The sequence below is a fragment of the Sporosarcina sp. SAFN-015 genome, assembly GCF_051966875.1.
Classification (GTDB): Bacteria; Bacillota; Bacilli; order Bacillales_A; family Planococcaceae; genus Sporosarcina.
In genome coordinates, this window is record NZ_JBQCKP010000011.1 from 43,479 (window position 1) to 65,199 (window position 21,721).

At 41.3% G+C, this 21,721-nt stretch carries 23 protein-coding genes; 17 read left to right on the plus strand and 6 right to left on the minus strand.

Annotation, left to right across the window (positions count from 1 at the left end; genetic code table 11):
* Positions 1–5: 5 nt before the first annotated feature.
* From ACTHPA_RS16725 to ACTHPA_RS16740, 4 genes are all read right to left on the minus strand, one after another.
* Positions 6–1,382: an MATE family efflux transporter gene (locus ACTHPA_RS16725; protein ID WP_440501846.1), complete on the minus strand. Its 1,377-nt coding sequence runs from the start codon at positions 1,380–1,382 to the stop codon at positions 6–8.
* A 22-nt stretch (positions 1,383–1,404) separates the two neighbouring features.
* Positions 1,405–1,884: a DUF6530 family protein gene (locus ACTHPA_RS16730; protein WP_440501848.1), complete on the minus strand. Its 480-nt coding sequence runs from the start codon at positions 1,882–1,884 to the stop codon at positions 1,405–1,407.
* A gap of 291 nt (positions 1,885–2,175) precedes the next feature.
* Positions 2,176–2,787: an FMN-binding negative transcriptional regulator gene (locus ACTHPA_RS16735; protein ID WP_440501850.1), complete on the minus strand. Its 612-nt coding sequence runs from the start codon at positions 2,785–2,787 to the stop codon at positions 2,176–2,178.
* A 97-nt stretch (positions 2,788–2,884) separates the two neighbouring features.
* Positions 2,885–3,757: a hypothetical protein gene (locus ACTHPA_RS16740; RefSeq protein WP_440501852.1), complete on the minus strand. Its 873-nt coding sequence runs from the start codon at positions 3,755–3,757 to the stop codon at positions 2,885–2,887.
* 117 nt (positions 3,758–3,874) lie between these two features.
* Between ACTHPA_RS16740 and ACTHPA_RS16745 the strand changes: the two genes are divergently transcribed.
* The 7 genes from ACTHPA_RS16745 (at position 3,875) to ACTHPA_RS16775 (ending at position 8,865) form a co-directional block, all read left to right on the plus strand.
* Positions 3,875–4,402 (plus strand): nucleoside deaminase, encoded by a 528-nt coding sequence (locus tag ACTHPA_RS16745; protein ID WP_440501854.1) that lies wholly within the window; start codon positions 3,875–3,877, stop codon positions 4,400–4,402.
* Between the two features lie 104 nt (positions 4,403–4,506).
* Positions 4,507–4,887 (plus strand): DoxX family membrane protein, encoded by a 381-nt coding sequence (locus ACTHPA_RS16750; protein ID WP_440501896.1) that lies wholly within the window; start codon positions 4,507–4,509, stop codon positions 4,885–4,887.
* 286 nt (positions 4,888–5,173) lie between these two features.
* Complete coding sequence (locus ACTHPA_RS16755) at positions 5,174–5,812, plus strand: FusB/FusC family EF-G-binding protein (protein WP_440501856.1); 639 nt, start codon at positions 5,174–5,176, stop codon at positions 5,810–5,812.
* 188 nt (positions 5,813–6,000) lie between these two features.
* A complete protein-coding gene (locus tag ACTHPA_RS16760) occupies positions 6,001–6,501 on the plus strand; it encodes an RNA polymerase sigma factor (protein WP_440501857.1) in 501 nt (166 codons plus the stop codon).
* Entirely contained in the window at positions 6,491–7,231 is a 741-nt protein-coding gene (locus tag ACTHPA_RS16765; RefSeq protein ID WP_440501859.1) for a hypothetical protein, read from the plus strand. Before ACTHPA_RS16760 ends, ACTHPA_RS16765 begins: the two co-directional genes overlap by 11 nt.
* 266 nt (positions 7,232–7,497) lie before the next feature.
* The gene (locus ACTHPA_RS16770) at positions 7,498–7,866 is read left to right on the plus strand and encodes a DUF1259 domain-containing protein (RefSeq protein WP_440501898.1); all 369 of its coding nucleotides are present in this window, start codon (positions 7,498–7,500) and stop codon (positions 7,864–7,866) included.
* 69 nt (positions 7,867–7,935) lie between these two features.
* Positions 7,936–8,865: an AraC family transcriptional regulator gene (locus tag ACTHPA_RS16775; protein ID WP_440501861.1), complete on the plus strand. Its 930-nt coding sequence runs from the start codon at positions 7,936–7,938 to the stop codon at positions 8,863–8,865.
* A 5-nt stretch (positions 8,866–8,870) separates the two neighbouring features.
* Here the strand turns inward: ACTHPA_RS16775 and ACTHPA_RS16780 are convergent, their stop codons facing one another.
* The gene (locus ACTHPA_RS16780) at positions 8,871–10,103 is read right to left on the minus strand and encodes an MFS transporter (protein WP_440501862.1); all 1,233 of its coding nucleotides are present in this window, start codon (positions 10,101–10,103) and stop codon (positions 8,871–8,873) included.
* Between the two features lie 87 nt (positions 10,104–10,190).
* Between ACTHPA_RS16780 and ACTHPA_RS16785 the strand changes: the two genes are divergently transcribed.
* From ACTHPA_RS16785 to ACTHPA_RS16800, 4 genes are all read left to right on the plus strand, one after another.
* The gene (locus ACTHPA_RS16785; RefSeq protein ID WP_440501863.1) at positions 10,191–10,346 is read left to right on the plus strand and encodes a winged helix-turn-helix domain-containing protein; all 156 of its coding nucleotides are present in this window, start codon (positions 10,191–10,193) and stop codon (positions 10,344–10,346) included.
* A gap of 152 nt (positions 10,347–10,498) precedes the next feature.
* A complete protein-coding gene (locus tag ACTHPA_RS16790) occupies positions 10,499–11,218 on the plus strand; it encodes an ABC transporter ATP-binding protein (protein WP_440501865.1) in 720 nt (239 codons plus the stop codon).
* On the plus strand, positions 11,187–13,649 hold the full coding sequence (locus tag ACTHPA_RS16795) for an FtsX-like permease family protein (protein ID WP_440501866.1): 2,463 nt from the start codon (positions 11,187–11,189) through the stop codon (positions 13,647–13,649). The genes ACTHPA_RS16790 and ACTHPA_RS16795 overlap by 32 nt, the downstream gene beginning before the upstream one ends.
* A 4-nt stretch (positions 13,650–13,653) precedes the next feature.
* Positions 13,654–14,157, plus strand: coding sequence for a PadR family transcriptional regulator (locus ACTHPA_RS16800; protein WP_440501868.1), 504 nt, complete (start codon positions 13,654–13,656; stop codon positions 14,155–14,157).
* Between the two features lie 76 nt (positions 14,158–14,233).
* On the opposite strand, the gene ACTHPA_RS16805 is transcribed toward ACTHPA_RS16800, so the two are convergent.
* Positions 14,234–15,109 carry a LysR family transcriptional regulator gene (locus tag ACTHPA_RS16805; RefSeq protein WP_440501869.1) on the minus strand — a complete coding sequence of 292 codons (876 nt, stop codon included), beginning with the start codon at positions 15,107–15,109 and terminating at the stop codon, positions 14,234–14,236.
* A gap of 229 nt (positions 15,110–15,338) precedes the next feature.
* Here ACTHPA_RS16805 and ACTHPA_RS16810 point away from each other — a divergent pair, with 229 nt between their 5' ends.
* The 6 genes from ACTHPA_RS16810 to ACTHPA_RS16835 all read left to right on the plus strand — a co-directional run bounded on the left by ACTHPA_RS16810 (position 15,339) and on the right by ACTHPA_RS16835 (position 21,696).
* Complete coding sequence (locus ACTHPA_RS16810; RefSeq protein ID WP_440501871.1) at positions 15,339–15,929, plus strand: ankyrin repeat domain-containing protein; 591 nt, start codon at positions 15,339–15,341, stop codon at positions 15,927–15,929.
* 96 nt (positions 15,930–16,025) lie between these two features.
* Positions 16,026–17,273, plus strand: a complete 1,248-nt coding sequence (locus tag ACTHPA_RS16815; RefSeq protein WP_440501872.1) for an amidohydrolase — start codon at positions 16,026–16,028, stop codon at positions 17,271–17,273.
* Positions 17,270–18,481: an amidohydrolase gene (locus ACTHPA_RS16820; protein ID WP_440501874.1), complete on the plus strand. Its 1,212-nt coding sequence runs from the start codon at positions 17,270–17,272 to the stop codon at positions 18,479–18,481. Before ACTHPA_RS16815 ends, ACTHPA_RS16820 begins: the two co-directional genes overlap by 4 nt.
* A gap of 166 nt (positions 18,482–18,647) precedes the next feature.
* Positions 18,648–20,057: a SulP family inorganic anion transporter gene (locus tag ACTHPA_RS16825; RefSeq protein WP_440501876.1), complete on the plus strand. Its 1,410-nt coding sequence runs from the start codon at positions 18,648–18,650 to the stop codon at positions 20,055–20,057.
* 13 nt (positions 20,058–20,070) lie between these two features.
* The gene (locus ACTHPA_RS16830) at positions 20,071–20,484 is read left to right on the plus strand and encodes a universal stress protein (RefSeq protein ID WP_440501878.1); all 414 of its coding nucleotides are present in this window, start codon (positions 20,071–20,073) and stop codon (positions 20,482–20,484) included.
* Between the two features lie 417 nt (positions 20,485–20,901).
* Entirely contained in the window at positions 20,902–21,696 is a 795-nt protein-coding gene (locus ACTHPA_RS16835; protein WP_440501900.1) for an SDR family NAD(P)-dependent oxidoreductase, read from the plus strand.
* Positions 21,697–21,721: the final 25 nt, after the last annotated feature.

The following is a 21,721-nucleotide window of genomic DNA, read 5'->3' on the forward strand; positions in this document are numbered from 1 at the left end:
TTAAATTAATCACGCAGCATAACTTGCAACGTTTTCTTTTTCCATTTCATTTGGAAATACGTATATTGGGCAATGAAGTTGACGCAAAACGTGATTGCGTATGCTGCCCAAACCCCATTCAATTCGAGGGACGTATGGTGGGATAGGAAATACGCGACAGGTACTTCGCATGCCCATATCGCAAGGACCAAAAAGATCGTCGGCCAAAGGACAACGCCAGTTGCACGCATCGTGGCAGTTACTGTTTGCATATGCCCAAAGATAATATAACTCCAAAACGTAATGAATAAATAATTTTTCGCGATGGAAAGGGTTTCGGCATGATCGATGAATAGTCCTAAAATCGGTTGTGCAAACAGATACATGATGCCGATGATTATGCCACCTAGTATATAGTTCAGACGCACACTAATCTGGCGTATTTTTTGAATCATCTCTGTGGAGCTTGCACCAAGGGCCTGCGCAACGAATACGGATGTGGCGATGGCGATGCTCATCGCCGGCATTTGGGCGTACCCACCGACCTGATTGACGACGCCGTAGGCAGCAGTTGCACTGGAACCATAAACGTTCACGAATCCGATTATTGCAATTTCCGCAACTGAAATCGCGACCATACTAATGCTGGACGGTATTGCCAGCTTCAATAATGATGATAAAATATCCTTCTTTAATCTAAAGTATTGCAACACGGTTTTATCCAACCGCAAACTATGTTGTGTCTTGTGTAAATATACGAGAAGCAATAGAAGCGTTATTAGATTCGACAGAACTGATGCATACGCAGCTCCATTCAAACCTAATTCAGGCAAACCGAACCATCCGAACATGAGGATAGGGAGGAATGTAATATTTGCTACAACGCTAATGACGAGGAAAATGAAAGGCGTCTTTGAATCGCCAACACCTCGCAAGAACGTTGTGTACACCATATAGATGAACATGATTGGCAGTGTGAAAAATAAAATACGTGCATACGAAACACTTTGTGCAAATATGTTTTCCGGAGTTTGCATAATGCGCAAAATCGTCTCGATGAAGACGCCCCCGAAAATGGCCACTACGATTGATAACAAAGTCGTCGCAGCTAATGTCACTCCGACGACTTGCTTCATTTTATCAATATTGCCCGCGCCAAAAGTTTGTCCGACCAATATCGAACTTCCAGAACCGATGCCGATCGCAAAGGCCATCAGGAAAAAGAAGAAGGGGAAGAACGCAGATATTGCTGCTAGAGCATCCACGCCTAAATGTCTCCCCACTAAAAACATCCCAAAGATCTGCCCGAGGGATTGTAAAATATTCGCGAACATAATAGGCAATAGAAAACTAATGAATGCTTTCTTTAATGCCTTTTCATCGCGTACTAACGTTTCTTTCATAAAAAATCCTCATTCCTCCAGATTAATAACCCATTTCCTTCAACACGCGTGACAATGTACGCAAACGCTCGCCAATCAGTTCACCGTCATTACTTAACGCTTGATTGAACAATTGGATGTCTTCTTTGATTTGATCATTGTCCGTGCATACTTCAACAGTCATCGCATCCCCTTGCAACCCTACGCGTTTAATGACCGGGTTTTCGGGATCATATAAATCTTCATAGCGATATGCTTCTTTGAAGTGAAGCTGTGCCTCACATACTAAAATGGCGAGATCTAGAACCCGATGAATCGGAAGTTCTTCAGACTGGCGAGACCATTTCCCCCCCGTATGCCGCCACACTTTAGCTGAAATATCCACTTTCCCACGGTCGTTCCATTGTGCTAGCCCAAGCGAAAGTCCTTGAGCATCCGTTTTGTAAGCTGTCCGCCCATCAATACTTGCGTAGTTCTCAGTGACAATAACAGGTTTATGCTTCAAATGAGTTGGTATTTTCATTTTCATTTCTCCTTTACTTATTTACTAAATTACTGCTTTAGTAAATATAATACGGTTTTTGATTGATGTCAATAAAGATGTTATCTGAGTATTAGTAACGAGTATCGGCGAGATTTATGTTGGGACAAGCATGAGGTTGCTCTTGCAGTAAATCATTTCTACAAAAGCACTTGTTTAACCGACTGAAACTTGATACTGGCATATCCGATCTTTAAGCGAGTTACTTTAAAGATTTAATTCAAAAAGGAGTGAGCTTATTAAATCTTAAAGCAACACTCCTTTTCCTATGAGTTATTTTGGCTTCCTGTTCTTCATCACATCTGCCATTTGACGAGAATTAAGGTCATCTTCCTCATTCAACTTATTGATAATGTTGTTGTAGTCTTCCTCATTTCGATTTTGGCTTAATTTATAGGCAGCTTGAATTTCTTGTATGTGAATTTTAAATCCAACAACACCTTTTATTTGTTTTTTCGTTTCGGAAGAAAGAGTTTCCCACAAAACTGCATTCTCGCGATGATGCTCGTATTTTTGTAATAACAGTGTAAGATCTTTTTCCAACTCCTCCTCACTCATCAAAGAAGCTGTTCCATATACATGCACTGCTTGGTAATTCCAAGTTGGTACATTTTCATGGTTATACCAAGAGGACGAAATATAAGCGTGTTGCCCTTGAAATATGATAAGGACATTCTCACCTTCAAACGTCTTCCATTGCGGGTTCGCATAAGCCATATGCCCCGTTATATAAAAAACTTCACCGTCTTTCAGTAACTGCATAGGCAAATGAGTGGCAGTAGGTTGTCCTTTTTCCGTCGTGACAATGATGCCAAACGAGTTTTCTTGAATAAAGTCCCAAACTTCATCGACAGAAGAGACTTTAAAATACTTAGGAATATACACAGCAATCCACCTTCCAAAAATTATTAGAGCGTTTTAGTTATTACATAATCAATAAAAAGAGTGGGCTCTTGTTACCGTTACGTAACGTGCCACTCCTTTATCTATCATTTTTTTCCTCAACCTCGAAGAATAAATAATACGGTTGTTTATCGAGCTCTTTCAATTGCAATTGGAAATCGAATTCATCTCGCTGTTTTTCGTTCATTGGCAAGACGTAGAACGGGATGTTTTTAGTATGCGCAAGCTCTTCCATTCTGTTTCCTTTCGCGAGACTGCCGTCATCGAGCCAGAGACGATACGTAATTTGCTCATCGTATTCGGTAATAAAGATCAATCTCCATGCAAAGTACGTTTCATCCGTCGGGTCGCTAATCGCGGCATGTTTCACGTATGGCTGGACGACAATCTCGATGATATCATCGAACGGCACGATTTGTTCCTTGCCGTTCCAGTGATGGGTTACAAGTCCGTCAACTTCATGCACACCACGATAGTCAGCCCACATCATATATTGATAACCCGCATATATACCCGTAACAACAACTGCAGCAATCGCAATTACACTTTTAATCCTTCGCGTTGTTTCATAAAAAGGGAAGGCAAACAATAATAATAAAACGAGGATGAAGCCGATAGAAAGGCCGCCTATATTATCAGACGCAATCGTTTCGAATAACACAAAATGACTGTTGGAAAACGTCTGCTCTTTCAAGTCCTCGTAACCTTCAAAGGAAAGTAGGAGGGCTGGAACGAGGACGACAACATAGATATACGCCCATAACCATCGGAAACCGTTTTCCTTCGCCTTCCTTACATTAGTCCTTACAATCTGTCCAACCGCATAAATCGGTAAGCTAATGACAAAAATGCCAAATACCGATGCTGCAAAGTCCTCTTCTAATGTGACGATACCACCTAAGGCAATGAACAGACTGAAGATGATTAGTACAATTCCAAATCTCCTTCTCATACACTCACCTCTACCACTATTACGTGGCGGTGTACCGAGAAGATTCAATTGTTTTAAAATTAAGCAGGATTTGCTAGCCAACGCACAGAAGTAAATGGTAAAAGGAGTCGATTGAAAATGATTACTGACGTAGATAAAGCGTTTCTACAAATGGCGTTAGAAGAGGCAGAGCAAGCGCTAAACGAGAATACATATCCTGTCGGGGCAATCCTCGTGGATGATCAATTCAACGTCATTGCAAAGGGGCGAAATCGGGTGCATACGTATAAAGACGCTACAGCGCATGCGGAAATTGAAGTGATTCGCAATGCAGGAGAGGCGATCTTTGACGCGAAAATACATAATAAATCGTTCACACTGTATAGTTCGTTGGAGCCGTGTCCAATGTGTACGGGTGGAATTCTGTTTGCGAAAATCCAAAGAGTTGTCTGGTTGCTGAATGACGATTTAGGATTTGGCGCTTTTCAAAAGATGAAGGATGCTGCTATTTTTGAAGCTAAGTTTCATAAAATCGAGATGATTGCGGAGCCGGATGAAGAACTCAAAAGCCGGCAACTTAATCTCATGCGTCAATGGGAGAAGAGCTCTAATCATATTGCAAATTTACGTTACGCTAGTAATATAGCGACAACTTTTAGTAAATAATGGGCTCTTTCTTTACGTTCATCTTTTCGCACTTCACTTCGTAGGATAAAGAAGCATGGAAAGCGCCTAAATTCAGGGGATAGGAGGTGTGCAAGTTGGCAAAAGTGTCTTTGCATATAAGCCGGCTGTTTTTAGGCATCGTTTTTTTAGTCGCAGGATTGAACGGCTACTTTGTCATCTTCGGCTTGGAGCCGTTCATCGCAACGAGCCCTGAGGCAATGGCGTTATTCGAATTTACATATCTTCTCATCGTAGAAAAATCAGTAGAAGTTATTTGTGGGATCTTGTTGCTAGTAAACCGCTTCATTCCAATGGCCATTGCAATACTAACTCCAATCGTCGTCAACATCTTATTACTCCATCTGTTCCTCGATCATTCATTACTACTTCTCGCCGTCCTGCTTGTCATTGCTCTTGGCTATTTGCTGTTCTCTTACAGAAAGAACTTTCTTGGAATAGTGGAGAGGAAAGCAGATCCCTCTTAAATAGCCCCGGAAGTGCGAGTGCAACAAAAATTCTTGTCTCGAAAAACAGAAAGCTGTATCATAATTGACGTAGCATCGATACGGCTACATATCGGGAGGTGATGTGAAGATGGCAAAACAAATGGCATTGCCAGCTTCTAACAAAACTCATGCAAAGCCGAATGAGGAAAAGGCGATACTTTGCATGGGGCGAATGGACGTTTAATCGCCTATAGGAAGGTTTCCATTTCTGAGTTGAACGCTTTGCGCTTTGTTTACGTACTCAAAAACAAAGGAGCTAACAGAAATGAAGAATGAACAATTTCTAAGAAACGATCAATATAATTTCATTAAAAGACAAGTACAACAACTCGTGAATGGCCACGCAACGGTGAATGACCAACATGTCATTGGCGCCCTTGAATCACTTTCTATTGAAAAAGTGACGGATTTGTTTACAGACGTGTCGGATGAGCAAAAAGAAATCCTTAACAAAATTGTAGAGATTGCGGATAAAGAAGAGGCAGAGCAATACTTATCCGATTTGGAATCCTTTATCATGCCATTCACCAAACCTTCGGAGCAAAGGCTGAAAAAGCTATTCCCGAAAGTGAAAAAAATGAAGCTGCCTGCAGATGGCTTGGACTATAAGAAAATGTCCTTTTTAAGTTTTGACGATATCGGAACGAAAAAGAGATATATTATTGCGCCGAGTCGAAAAGGCATGATTGGCCTTTTGGGCACTTACGATGAAATGAACGTCAAGCAAATATGCGCAATTTGCAACCGCTTGACGCATGTCTGCATGTTTATGACAAAAACAAAAGGTGAAATTCCAGGCACGTACACGAAAAAAGGCAATTACATTTGCCAAGATACAGAGGATTGCAATCACCATGTATGGTCTTTAGATAAACTATATGAGTTTGTTGATAACATTAAATAAGGTATTGAAGAAACCAGCCGGCCTCGGTTGGTTTTTTTTTGCTTATATAGATAAACTGAACGTATGAAGAGTACTTATGAAGGAAATGGAGAAATTAATTCTTTGAAATGAAAGGTATACATATTGTTTTTAAAAAAAGTCACCAACGAGCATCTTCAAGTGTGTTAGTAGTGAAAGGGGGTTGAGGGATGTTGCAACAAGTAGCTTGGTCGGATGAACTAGATGTAGAGCGAATCGTTGATACATACGGCAATATGCTGTTTAGGATATGTCTTGTTATGTTATCAAATGAGAAAGATGCGGAGGATGTCGTACAAGATACTTTTATTACGTATCTAACGAAATCTCCGACTTTCAACGATTCAGAACATGAGAAAGCGTGGTTGATCACGATTGCGACGAATCGCTGCAAGAATATGAGAAGGTACAATTTTATTCGTAAACATATGGATATCAGTGATGTGCAGCTATATTCCAAGGATGATGAGAACTATGGCTTGCTCGATCAACTTATGAAATTGCCAAATAGACATAAAATTGTATTGCTGCTTTATTATGTGGAGGGCTATAAAGTCGATGAAATAGCAAATATCCTTACTATTACAGTATCCGCTGTAAAAAAGCGATTACAACGGGGACGAGAGCTGCTTCGAGAAAGGTATCGAAAGGAGAATGAATATGGACTTTGAGAAGATTAAAGATGCTGTTAACTCTATTGAAATGTCAAAAGCTATGGAAGAACGTGTGAAAGAGAATATGGGAAAGAGAAAATCGGGACAAGTGCTTTTTAAAAGGTGGATTCCGATAGCAAGTGCGTTGGCGATCCTATTGGCAATCATGATGGGGATTCCTTATTTTAATAAAAATGGTGAGCTCCAAGTTGCAAATTTTGCAATCACGGCTTATGCATTGAGTGATGATGCGAATCAGCTGAATACAACGATTACATCAGAACAAGCTTCTATTGAATTAGCAACTGAAGATAGATTGGGGATTATGAGTATAGGCGGTGACGGAGATAGGTTAATCTTTACAGATGTTATGCTTAAAATAACTGGAGAACAGATTGAGTCAATTACGTATACAATGAGCCAAGGCAAGTTTGTGGAAGATGTTACATTTACATCTGAAAAGCATCCAGGCACTGAATGGTTACGATCGGAAAAGATAAATTTTGTTATTAGCGAACCTGGTTCAGGTGTATATGAAGGTATAAGGAATATCGGGAGAACGTACACAGTTGCCTATAATGAACAGGATAAATATAAATATACCCTTGCCATTCCTCACGACGGTAATAATGTAATAGTTGACGACGTAATCATCAACGTACTTGTGAAATATACAGATGGAAGCACAGAACAACAAGATATTGTTGTAACGCAAGAAGCAAATTCCATTTCATTGAAGCTTAAATAAATTGTGTCGGTGCCTGTGCAGTGCACTATTCAAATTATAAGCTACAATTGCATGAAATATATTGAGAAGTCAACCGTATCAACATTTGGTTGACTTCTTTCTGTATTTAAATAATTTCTAGTGAATTGTCATAAATGTGTGCTGCACAGGCACCTGGATTTTGGCACGTTTTCGGAAAGTGTTTCGTACGCTAAAGGGATAGTGAAAACGTGTAAGGGGGATTGGCAGTGGCTACTATTGAAAATTTATGTAAGCAATTTGGCGATATGTTGAATGGAGAAAGTAAGGTGGACAAAGGGGTTTGTACAGTATCGCTTCACCGGGCTTTTCACGCGACAGTTCAAGGGAAGGGGAGCACCAAAGTAATGCCCGCTAATGTGTCGTTTGAGTCACTTGATCAAAATGGCCGGGCGTTGAACTTGGTAGAAATAGCAGTTCTCCAAGAAGAAATTCCGGCATTTATGCAATCTCTGACGCAACAAGGGCTGATCGTTAGTGCATTGCATAATCATTGGCTCTACACGAATCCATTGATCATGTATATGCACATCCAATCCGTAGAGCCGCCTCTCGACTTCGCGAGAAAATTGGCTTATTCTTTCCAGTATTTGAGCAGCTACCCTATTGCAAAATAAGCGTCCCATACCTGAATTTGGTTCAAAGACACGTAACGCGTATAATTAGGAATACTAGACCAAACATTCATGAAGGCGGCGTTTACGATTCAACATATACATTTATTGCAAAAGGTCATCGATACGATTGAAGAACATATAAAGGAAGAGATCAAACCTGAAGAATTGGCGAAAATGACCGGGTACTCACCTTTCCATTTTTACAGGATCTTTCATCAGCATATCGGCTATACCGTTATGGATTATGTCGTAAAAAGGAAGCTGCAGCACGCATTATTCGAGTTGGTGAACGGTAAAAAAGTGATAGAGATTGCTCTCGACTACGGATTTGAAACCCATTCGGGATTTACGAAAGCGTTTAAACGAGTTTTTGGAAGTCCTCCAAGTTTATACCGGCTGCATTGTCCAACTTCATTGTCACCGAAACTGGATTTACTGAACTTGCGCCAAAAAGAAGTCGGCGGCATTGTGATGCAACCGAAAATTGTGCAGAAGGACGGCTTTACGATTGCTGGTAAAACATATGAAAGCAAGGTCGACAGCGTATTTTACACGAGGGATGCCCCTGCTTTCTGGGATCAGCGCATCGCGCCAGAAGAGGCAATTGAAACGATGTTGTATGAAAAGCTATCTCCGAAAAAGCACGGGGAATATTGCGTTAATCTGAATGAACGGGAAATGAATGATTCATTCACGTATTTATTCGCAGTCGATTGTGATCATGAAGATGCCCAATTACCAGAAGGTCTTACAAAGCTGCAAATAAAACCCGCGACATATGCCGTATTTAAAATTCCACCAGTAGATGTGGAGCGGTTCGTTCCGGCGATTAAAGGGACATGGAAATTCATATTGGAGGATTGGCTGCCACAATCGTCTTACGAAGTCGATGAACAAGGATATGATTTCGAGTACTATGATGAACTGTGCCACCACTGGCTGTACAAAAAAATCACAATGGAAATTTATGTGCCAATCAAAGAAAAAGACAAAGTGTGATCCATTCACACCTTGTCTTTTTTTAAGACGACCGTATACAGATACAAAACTGGCATGACGAAGCAGGCGCTTGCGACAATAGCGGTTTTCACTGCGAATCGTGATGCGATCACTCCAATGATCGGCCCGCCGCCAATTTGGCCGATGGCATCGACTTGGCCTTTTACCGAAAAGAAGGTCGCACGTGTCGAGGAATCGGGGATGATTTTATTCAGCCAAATATCCTCCAACGGATACATCACTTGCCTTGTCACTTCGACCAAGACGTAAAATAGTAGCAAACTGACGACAAGAGCTGAGTATGCGAAGCCGATGAGTGAAGCAACTATAAGAGCACTGCCTATGAAAAGGGCTACGTAAATATGTCTCAAATTCAAATGGATCATGCTTCGGTTCATAAAGTGAAGCACCGTGAACGAAAGTAAGACGACAATGAATTGAAGTCCGCCCATGAACAGGACTAACTTTTCGTTCGTTAATGAAGCTAGAGAAGACGCTTCAATAAAATGCGTCATCCATAAACGATCGAATCCTTCGCTGTACAATCCGATAAACAATGCAATGAGAAGCAGCATTCTCATGAGGAAACTCGCTTTGGCATACACAACGATTTTTTTCATATTCCCTTTCATGCTTTTCCACGCCGAAACCCTTTCGCCTGTCCGCAACGGTTTGAAGTTCTTCTCTTCCATGAAAAACAGTAAGTAAACGGCGAGCCCAAGCATGCAGATGCCGCCTATAATGATGGGCAAGTTAATCATAAAATAGCCCGTCAATATACTCAGAGGAATGGCAATGATTTGCCCAAGTTTCCCAAACTTCGCTCCTCTAATAAATGCAAGAGACGCCCGTTCTTCCCCGATTTCATCAGCAATCCAAGCCTGTTGAGCCCCACTTGTAAACGTATAGCCGATGCCCCATGCGATTTGAGAGAAAATGACAGCGGCAAATAAAGGGAAAATCCCTTCCATCATAAATCCGAATCCGATTAAGAAATAGCCGATGATGAGTGAAAGCTTCCGGCTTTTGACGTCTGCAATTACTCCGGTCGGGATTTCAAATAGGAAAACCGTCAGCTCCAATACGGTCCCAACCAAAACGAGCTGAAGCGGATCGAGCTTCACGACTTGTACATGATACAGCAAGTTCACGGTAAAGATAAAAGTGAAAAACAGTTGTGATAAAAAGCAAGTGAATAAGTAAACTGCATATGGATCTTTCTTGTTGAATGTTCTCATAATCTTCCCCCTCGACCTAATTATAGGGAAAGGGCATTCTGGCATCTGTTCCAAATTTGCGGTTTTGAGTATTTGAAGGAGAATGGCTTGGATTCATTTGGTGATACATCAACCGTTGTTGTTCACATTAAACGACTGCGAGAAAAGATAGAATTCGATCCGAAAAACCCAGTATTTCTAGAAACGATCTGGGTTCTGGATATCGATTTAATAATAATTGAAATTTGTCAAAAGCATATTTAGATCCGATGAAAATATGTACTTAGTATATGATTTCATCGGGTTTTTTATTGTTGTTCCAACTGTTAATTAATGAATTTTAGCGATATACAACTATTTCTCTTTGACAAACTATATACTTAGTATATAATAAATCGAGAATGGGAGGAATTCATATGATTAAAGTTAGCAATCTACAAAAAGAATTTTTGAATGGGCAAGAGCCAACACAAGTGTTAAAGGGTGTAAATTTACATATTGAAGAGGGAGAATTCGTAGCGATCATGGGACCAAGTGGCTCCGGAAAAAGTACGTTGCTCCAATTGCTTGGAGGTCTCGATGTACCGACTGATGGAGAAATTGAAATCGATCATGCACCAATACATGACATGAAGGAAAGGGAACGAACAGTTTTCCGGAGAAAGAAACTGGGCTTCGTATTTCAAAATTATCAATTGCTTCCCAACTTGACGGTCGAAGAAAATATAGCGTTTCCCCTTCATGCAGACGGAAAACTAACGCCAGAAAACATTGAATGGATCCATGAGTTAACCCGATCTGTTGGATTAGAAGGATTGAATGGCAAGCGTGCGAATCTTTTAAGTGGAGGCCAACAGCAACGTGTCGCGATTGCACGAGCGTTAGCGAACCACCCAACCGTTTTATTGGCTGATGAACCGACAGGGAATTTGGATCGAGCCAGGGCGGAGGAAATCCTCGTTTTGCTGTCCACTTTTCATCGTAAAAACAAACAAACGATTGTAATGGTGACTCATGATATTTTTGCGGCTGGATTTGCGGATCGCATCATTCTCTTTAAAGATGGAATCATCGATCAAGTTATCTCTAGGGAGGATAGTGACTATGCTAAGTATTTGGCGAATTTCATGGCGTAACATGACGCAAAACAAAAAAAGGTTATTCTTCACTTTACTTGCGATGGTTTTAGGAACGGCTTTTGTAACGTCCATGTTAATTGCCGACAAAACGACGGATGATGTGTTTGATTACTATGAGCAAATGTATGTGGCGAATGCGGATTATTGGGTTTTAAGTGATGACTATACATTCCCTGAAGATCTGATTTCACCTATCCTCCGTGAACCCATTGTGTCAAACTCATTGCTTGCGCTTGATAAGCAAGCTTTCTTCGAGCTTGCGGATGATCGGTCCCTCAGTCAAAGGGCCGTGCGAATTACAGGGGTGAGCGATCAAAGCAGTCCTTTACTAACACTTCCGGTCATTGAAGGTAAGTTGGATAATGAAGGACTCGTCGTCCCAGAACCGGTCGCAGACCTTTTAGGTAAGGGTGTCGGAGATACAATTCAGTTTACCGGAATGGGGGAAGCACAAATTTCCGCCATCGTCGAGTACACCCAACTACTAGCAAGTCCCTCCAATTGGGAACGGGCTGAATCGACTAGTTTTCGTGTAATGGCTCCTCTTTCATTACTTAGAGAATGGACTGGAAAACAGGATGAAATCACTTATATGCGATTTCAAGTGGAAGGGGATGGAGAGGAACTTTTTAACACTTTCCAGCAAAACTTCCAAGGAACGAGCGCATATATTGAACCGGTCGTTGCGGATGACTTACAGAGCAATGACATCGGTGGGCTTTACACGTTTTTCTATTTAATCGCCGGTTTATCCATTTTCATAAGTGGGTTTATCGTTTTTAACATGATCTACACAAGTGTGATTGAGAGAAAAAAAGAATTTGCTATCATGAAAAGTCTCGGTTATACGCAATCTTCCGTTTCCAAGCTTGTATTGATTGAAATGACGCTATTGGCATTTATCGGTACTGCGATTGGCGTACCGCTTGGAATTTGGCTTGGAGATCTGTTCATGAAAGCTCTTCTCGGAGTATTTGAATTCGATATGGTTTATACATTGAATTGGGAAATGCCTTCATTAATAGGTGTTCTCATCGGTTTGTTATTTCCGATTGTATTTTCTCTCTTCCCAATCTATTATGCGGGAAAGACTTCAATCTTATTAACAATGAAGATGGCAGATCGTACGACTTCCACATCGAAACGGCATTATGTAAAAGCGTTTTTCGGCGTCGCGCTCCTTTTACTGGGAACAATCGATCACCCTGTTTCCTATGCAGCGATTATCGCAGGAGCTATTCTTTTATTCCCGTACCTGTTAAATGGTCTCAGTACACTCATGAAACCGGTGTTTGTTACCTTTTATAAGTATCCCGGTACATTGGCGTCCCGTAATGTTACGCAACAATTAAACCGAAATGGAAATACAGCGGCTATCCTAGCCATTGGTATAGCAGTTATTTTGTTGTTAAGCGCTGTAGTAGAATCTGCACCAAGAGGAATCGATAATGATATTAGAAGCACTTATGGCGGAAATATGAGAGTCAAATCAGAGGCGCCGTGGTCAGCTGAAGATATGGAAAAAATACTTTCGTATGGTGGCGTGACAAATGTTGAATCGTTAGCTGAGGCAAATCCTATTACATGGGAAACGATTGAAGGGCAAATGAGGCAATTCTCCGTTCTGGCGGTATGGGAAAACGGCCCTGCCATATATACTCACGAACAGGAAAAGGACATTACTAATCGTTTACGGCAAAATCCTTCCGTCCTGCTTGGCGAACGAGCTTTTGCTGAGTGGGGAGGTACAATTGGCGAAAGTATTGTCTTGAATACCCCGAACGGAAAACAGTCTTTTGAAGTGATCGGTGTTGGGAAAACATCGCATTATGCTGGTTATGTTGCTTTTATGGATGCTCTCGTCATGAATGATGTATTCGGATGGACAAACAGTTTTGATTTGCTGCTGTCCGTAGATAAGGAGTCGTATGATACAATACGGGATCAATTATGGACTGATTTTAGTAGCCACCTTTCCAAGGTAGAAACAGTTGAGGAGGAAATACAGTCGACAAGCTCCGCAATTTCGGGAATGAACGAGCTTCTCGTTGTCATGTTGGTCCTCGTCGTCGGGTTAGCTAGTATCGGTACAGCAAATACATTGTTGATGAATACGTTGGAACGCGTATCGGAGCTTGGAACGATGCGGGCCCTCGGGTTTACGAAACAGCAGATACGGAATATGATATTGGCTGAAGGCGTGCTCATTGGACTGGCAGGAGTGGTGGGAGGACTGGCAACAGGTATCCTATTAATCTTTTTGACAAGCAAATCACAGCTGATGGACGGGTTTCTATCTTTCCAACTGCCATATAGTGACATGTTGCTAGCAATAGTCGCAGGGGTTTTGCTAAGCTTGGCCGCAGCCTGGATTTCCAGTAAGAGTGCAAGTAAAATGGATATCCAAACATTACTCAAAGAAGGTTGATAAATTGTCAGTCAAGTACGGTATTTTAACGTTATTATACAAGCAAAAAAATCATGGGTATGAATTGAAGTTAGAATTGGATTCCCTGCTTGGCACGAAAGGAAAAATCAATCCGGGTCAAATCTATACGACTTTGGATCGTCTTATTCGCGATCAGCTTGTCTCTTCGGCGGGAATAGATCATCAGGAGAGAAAGTTATACGAATTGGAGCCAAAAGGCAAGGAAGAATTGGAAAAGTGGTTGCTGGAGCCGGTGCCTTACAACACAACAAAAGAGGATTTCTTCTTTAAATGGAGTTGTGCTCGCAAAATTCAGTTCCATGAAGAACAGCGGATGCTGGAGCAACAGAAAACGTTAATCATTCAAGAAGTGATGGAATTGACCCAATTAAAAACGGAATTTCTATTGGAGGGGGACGAAACGAAATATTTATTGACCACCGGCATGTTATTCCATTTAGACGCAGATTTAAACTGGATCAACCAAGTCGTAAACCGGAACCGTTGAAACTTAACCCAATTTCTCGATTTATTAAGGAGAAATTGGGTTTTTTAATGCAGTTCATTTAATAAAGAGGAGACCATTATACAGTCTGTATCATCTCTATAAAATTTTGAGCCGCCTTAGACAAGCTATGATCTTTGAGCCATATTAATCCGACTGATCCAGTCAACTCGGTTGCACTTGCTATACGATAAGCATTTATCGGATATCCTCCAAATCGATGAAGTAAGGTTTCTGGAACAATTGATGCAGCAAAGTCAGCTGTCACTAGATCCATTAAAAGACTAATATCAGAGCACTCCCCAACAATAGTAGGCTGTAATCTAAATCGGGAAAACGCTTCTAGAATTAAATAATGTACACCTAATCCCTCTGTACTTGGAAAAAGGAGAGGATATTGTTGAATATCAGTAAGTGATATTTCTTCATTACATGATGGAAGTTCTTTAGAGGTAATGAAATAAAATGGCTCGTTACATAGATGAAGTACAGAAAAGTCGTCCAATGGTAGTGGCAAGCGGATAATTGCCAATTCCACAATTCGGTCCCTGACTAATTGACAAAGATGTGAAGATTCATTTTGTTGAATTTTATATGTAATCTTCGGGAATTGTTTTTGAAATTGCTCAAGAACCTCAGGCAGTCCGCGAACAGAAAAGGTGTTGACTCCAATCGTGAGCCTTCCATTTACGCCTTTACCGACTTCCATTACTTCTGTTTTCGTTTTCTCCAACAATTGAGTTATTTCTAAAGCATTTTTGTATAGAGCATTCCCTGCCTCTGTCACTTCCAAATACTTTCCGCTTCGCTCGACTAATTTTGAACCGAGCTCCTTCTCCATCGCTTTCAATTGCTGGCTTAATGGCGGTTGGGACATATGAAGTCTTTTAGCAGCGGCAGAAATCTTCCTTTCTTCTACAATCGCAATGAAATAGCGCAGTTGCCGAATATCCATCATTAACATCCTTTTCATTAGGTATATGCAAAACGTTAGTAGAACCAATTTTATTAATATTTTTCATATAAATAACCTAATGATAACATGGAGATATAGGAGGTGCAGGGCTATTTTGAAGCTGAAAGTGATATGTATGAGTTTCCTTGTAGTTATGCTTACTGCATGTAGCACGGCTCCAAACTCCGAGGAAAGTTCACCTATACAAGATAAAGAGGAGGGAACTGCTATGGAACAACAGCTAATCTCTGCAGCAGCAGAAGGAGACACAAAAACCGTTTTAGAACTATTGGAAGACGGAGCAAATATTAATGCGCAGAATAACCAAGGCGTTACAGCCGTAATGGCAGCGACGCAAAAAAACAAAGTAGATACAGTTAAGGTACTTATCGAACAAGGCGCAGACATAAACATTCAAAATAACAATAAGGATAATGTGCTTTTATATGCTGGAGCAGAAGGATTGCTTGAAATTGTGAAGCTTGCTATTCAAGCTGGTGCAGACACAACAATTACAAATCGTTTTGGTGGAACTGCGCTCATTCCGGCTTCAGATCGAGGACATGTGGATATTGTGGAAGAGCTTGTAAAGAACTCTGACACGGACGTGAATCACCTTAATAACTTACATTGGACTGCATTGTTGGAGGCTGTTATTTTAGGAAATGGAAGGGAGAACTATCAACAAATCGTACAATTACTAGTTGACCATGGTGCTGATGTCAATATTACTGATAGAGATGGAGTTACACCATTAGAACATGCGGAAAAACGTGGATTTAAAGAAATTGAACGTATTTTGAAAGAAGCAGGTGCGTAATAATTTTATCGTGATAAACTATGTTTATCATTTTAGGGAGAGTTTTCATTCTATTTTGAACTCCAGGGATGGATTTATCAAAGGGGAGAGATTGTTTTGACTTTATTACTAAAGAATGTGCGTTTGGAAACAGGGTATTTGTATGATCAAACGTTTGTCACGGCGACAGAAACGAAAATAGTTGATGTATTGATCGAAAATGGAAAGTTTGTTGAAATAGCTCCAACAATCGAAGCAAGCGATGCAGTTGTAATAGATGCCAAAAACCAATTACTCGTTCCATCGTTCAAAGAAATGCATACACATATTGATAAAACATATTTCGGTGGGGAATGGAAAGCGCCAACTCCAGCAACAGAGGGTATTTTTACTCGCTTAAAAGAAGAAGCGACTTTATTGCCAAAACAATTGGATGTAGCTGAAGAGAGAGCACATGCGATGGTGCAACATTATATAAAAAACGGACATACACATATTCGTACACATGTGAACGTTGACCCGCAAATTGAGACGAAACATATGGAAATCGTAAAGCGTGTTTTGGAAAGTTATGAAGATCAAATTACATATGAAATCGTTGCATTCCCACAACATGGTATTTTACGTAATGGACCAGAATTTTTAACAATCCTAGAAAAAGCATTACAAATGGGAGCGACCCATATTGGCGGGGTGGACCCTGCTTCAATGGATCGCAATAGTGGGGAAGTTTTAAAAACTACTTTTCAATTAGCTGAAAAATACGATGTTGCAATCGACATTCATTTACATGACCGAAACACTTTAGGTGAATTCGAAATCCTACAGATTGTGAATGAAATGGAACGAAGATCTTTTAATAAAGAAGTAACTCTCAGTCACGCATTCGCTTTTGCAGATTTACCACCACAAGCATTAGACAATCTAATCGATCGAGTGGCTGCACATAATATTAGAGTGACAACAACGGTTCCAATTGGCGCAGGCCCGATTACAATCCCTGTGAAGTATATGTATGATCGTGGCGTAAAAGTTTCTTTTGGGCATGATAGCCTCATCGATCATTGGTCTCCTTTTGGAAGCGGCGATACGATACAAAAATTAAATCAGTTTATCCAACGTTTTGGCTACATTGACGAGTGGCATATCGGACAGTCATTGAAATATGCTACAGGCGGATTAACACCATTAAATGACGAAGGCGAGCAACAGTGGCCAAAAGTTGGGGATACGGCCAATGCGCTACTTGTGGATGCAGTGAGCTCCGCGCATATGATTGCTAGACAGTGCCCTATTTCGACAGTGATTTCAAAAGGGAACATCATTCATGAAGAAGAGATAGAGCTTAAGGGGGAATTCCGATGAGCACATGGCTACGAAACGTTCGACTGGAAATTGGTGAAACAACGTATGAAGATGGCAGCATTCAAACCGTAACCGATTTGTTTCATATTCAAGTTTCGGAAGAAGGAATTCAGACGATCATTCCCGCAACTGAAAATGTGCCAGATGCTGATGCAATTGATATGGAAGGGAAATTAGCGCTTCCTGCATTCAAAGATATGCATAATCATTTGGATAAAACGTATCTCTCATTAGGGTGGAGGGCTTGTCGTCCTGTAAAAAGTTTATCCGAGCGATTGGCTTTTGAAGCTGCTGAGTTGGAGGAACTTGCTGAAACAGCGGAACAAAGAGCATCCGCCATGATTGAATTGCACTTGAGTAATGGTGTGAATCATATTCGAACGCATGTGAATATTGATCCCTTCATTAAATTGAAAAATTTAGAAGGCGTTAAAAAAGCACTGGAAGCTTATGATCAATATGTAACGTATGAAATTGTCGCGTTTCCTCAACATGGCTTGCTAGCTCATGAAGAAATGCCCGACTTACTAAGACAAGCATTGGAATCTGGTGCAACGATCTTAGGAGGACTGGACCCTGCAGGCATTGATAAAGATATCGAAAAATCATTGCAAGTCACGATGGATATTGCGAAAGAGTATGATGTCGATGTCGACATGCATCTGCATGATAGAGGACAAGTAGGTTTCTATACGATGGATAAATGGCTGGACATGGTGAAAGAACAAGACTTTAAAGGATCCACTGCTTTCAGTCATGCATTTGGTTTAAGTACATTGACGCCTCCTATGCAAAGGCAATTTACCAAGAAAATGAGTGAGCTTAATGTGGAGATTATGTCTACCATCCCTATTTCTATTAACTCTCAGCTCATTCCAATTGATATTATGCGAGCGGCAGGCGTTAAAGTTGCGTTAGGCTGTGACGGCTTTTTTGATTCTTGGAGCCCTTATGTTCCTGGAGATGTTTTGGAGAAAGTACATAACTTCTGTGACTATACAGGGAAATCAAGCGAACGGTCGTTACGCGAAAGTTTAAGCTTGATTACGAAAGGCGTCACACCTTTGAATCATGAAGGTGAACAAGTGTGGCCGATGGTTGGAGATGAGGCCAGTTTTGTATTTGTCGATGCCAGCTGCAGTGCAGAAGCGGTTGCAAGACTACCGAAAAACAGGAAGTTGATGCATAAAGGGAAATTGTACAAGTAAGATATAGGATAATTAATGTGAGAACCCAAACCACTTATGGTCTGGGTTCTTCTTTATTGAATCCACGCAGTTTTCACCCGAAAGCGGCTATTCTGTTATAATTAGGAACGATTCTTAACTCATCTATTGCAGGTATGCATGGACAACGATAGAGAGGAGACAACAGATGCATACTTTGAAACAACAATGGTTCGGCAATATCCGGGCAGATATATTGGCAGGAATCGTTGTAGGACTTGCACTTATTCCTGAAGCGCTCGCGTTCGCGTTCATCGTAGGAGTGGATCCGCGTGTTGCACTTTACGCTTCATTTGCAATTGCGGTCATTACTTCGTTCGTCGGCGGACGTCCGGGACTGATTTCTGCAGCGACCGGTGCGATGGCGTTAGTCCTCGTCAACTTGATGGCAGATCATGGCTTGCAATATGTATTGGCAGCCACGGTGTTGACCGGTATTATTCAACTAATTCTCGGAAGTCTCGGGGTTGCGAATTTGATGCGCTTCATTCCGAACTCCGTCATGCTTGGGTTTGTGAATGCACTCGGCATCATGATTTTCATCACCCAGCTGCCATATTTGCGGGGCCATGATGCCATGACAATTGTTTTTGCAATCGCGACATTAGTATTGGTATACGCGATTCCGCGTTTTATTAAAGCAATCCCCGCACCACTCATTGCGATTGTCGTCATGACAGGCATTGCGCTTATAAGCGGCGTATCGCTGCAAACAATCGGCGACTTAGGAAAGATGCCAAGTTCACTGCCGACATTTTTCCTTCCGGATATTCCGTTTAATTTGGAAACGTTGAAAATCATTTTCCCGTATTCATTGGCATTATCGATTGTCGGTTTACTCGAATCATTGCTTACTTCACAAGTGCTCGATGATATGACAGATACGCCGAGTGATAAAAATCGGGAGGCGCGTGGACAAGGGATCGCGAACTTCTTCACAGGATTTTTCGGTGGGATGGCAGGTTGCGCATTGATCGGCCAATCGATGATTAATATTAAATCGGGCGGCCGCGGGCGTCTTTCCACTTTTACGGCTGGTGTATTTCTCATGTTTTTAATTATCGTTTTAGGAGATGTCGTCGTTAACATTCCAATGCCTGTACTAGCTGGCGTCATGATCATGGTCGCTGCGACAACATTCAATTGGGGGTCGTTCAAATTCCTGAAACATGCGCCGAAAACGGAATCGATCGTCATGCTGATTACGGTCGCCATCATTTTATATACGCATAATTTAGCGATTGGTGTTGTTGTCGGTGTCATCTTGAGCTCGTTGTTTTTCGTCTCGAAAATATCTCGTGTGACTGTGACGAGAGATTCGGGCATATATAAAGTAAAAGGACCGTTATTTTTCGCGTCCACGACAAATTTCATCCAGTCATTTAAAGACGTAAAGGAAAAGGAAATCATTATCGACTTCGAAAATAGCCAGCTATGGGACGAATCTTCTGTCGGGGCTGTCGCCAAAGTGAAGCAGAAACTTGAGGAAGAAGGGGTGGCGGTGACAATCCGGGGCCTTAACTCGTCAAGTGAACAGCTATATGAGAAGTTACTTTAAGGGAGGAATGTTCATGAAGATCGCCGTAGCCATCGATGGGTCGGAAAATGCGCTGCGTGCCGCAAAACATGCAATTACGCTCGCTCAACATTTTCCGGAAGCACAATTGGAGTTCATTTATGTGGCGGATTACAATAAAGCGAAAGACGAACGGCTTTTATCGCAAAGCGAAGAAAGCCTCCTGCTGAAACGGAAGCATAAAGTGGACCCCGTTTTGGAATTGGCACAAATAGCCGGCGTGACATCGAAAATGACGATGCTAAAAGGGGAACCGAGCCAGGAAATCATCAAATACGTAAACGACAAAGCAATCGACCAACTCGTCATCGGCAGCAGAGGCTTAAACACATTCCAAGAAATGATACTCGGCAGCGTCAGCCATAAAGTCATGAAACACGTAGACTGCCCCGTAACAGTTGTGAAATAAAATTCCGGTGCCTGTGCAGAAAACTATTCAGTAAATACACTACAATTGTATATTTTTTTTGAGAAGTCAACTGAATCAACAATCAGTTGGCTTCTTTTTGTATTGTTATGCTTTTAGTCGAATAGTCATAAATGTATGATGCACAGGCACCTGCCGGAAGCTTGTTATAAGACACTTTGTTAAGTGAAGATGCTGTTCTATGTAAGAGGGCGCCATTTGTCAATAGAAAAAGTGCGTTTTTTTCGCTTTGGAAAAAACTTCTGTCACAAAATAGTCTTTTTTGGTTGCTTTTTCACTGATAGTTTATTACTATTTTAGTTGAGAAATAATTAGTCATCTAACTATTAGAAGATATAAATGAATTGCTGCAAGGGTTTTAGCTCTACATTTCTAAGCGGGAAGAAAGGAATGACAAAGATGGGCAGAGTGGAAAATAAGGTAGCGCTAATAACAGGCGCTGCTTCAGGGATAGGGTTATCTTCAGCACAATTATTGGCGAAAGAAGGCGCAAAAGTCGTCTTGGCGGACTTCAATGAAGAAGGCGCAAAAAACGCAGCTGAAGAGATTCGTGCGCAAGGCGGGGAAGCAGTCGGTATCTTTTTAGATGCAGGTGACGGAGAATCAATCAAGCATGCGATTGAGCATACGGTCAATCATTATGGAAAAATCGACATCCTTTACAACAATGTCGGCTTGACGAATATCCGTAAAGACTTGGACATTGTCAATATCGATTTGGACGAATGGGATCGATTGATGAATGTGAACTTGAAAAGTGTCCTTATAGGTTGCAAGTATGCAATTCCACATATGATTGAAAACGGCGGCGGCTCAATTATTAACACCGCTTCTATGGCAGGCTTTTTCAGTGATGCAATTCGCGTTGCGTACGGAGCGTCAAAAGCTGGCGTCGTCAATATGACAAAATATACAGCGACACAATATGGAAAACACAATATCCGTTGTAATGCAGTAGCTCCTGGATTGATTTTGACACCGGCAGCGAAAAACAATATGTCTGAGGAATTATTAAATGTCTTTGCGAAATACAATGCATTGCCTTACCACGGAGAAGCGGATGATATCGGAAACACTGTCCTATTCTTAGCATCTGACGAATCGAAGTTCATTACCGGACAGACGATCCAAGTCGAAGGTGGCCATTACCTCGCAAACCCGACGGTCCCGGACTTCAAGGCAATGTTTGAGTAATTTATATTTGCAAGTTAGGAAGGAA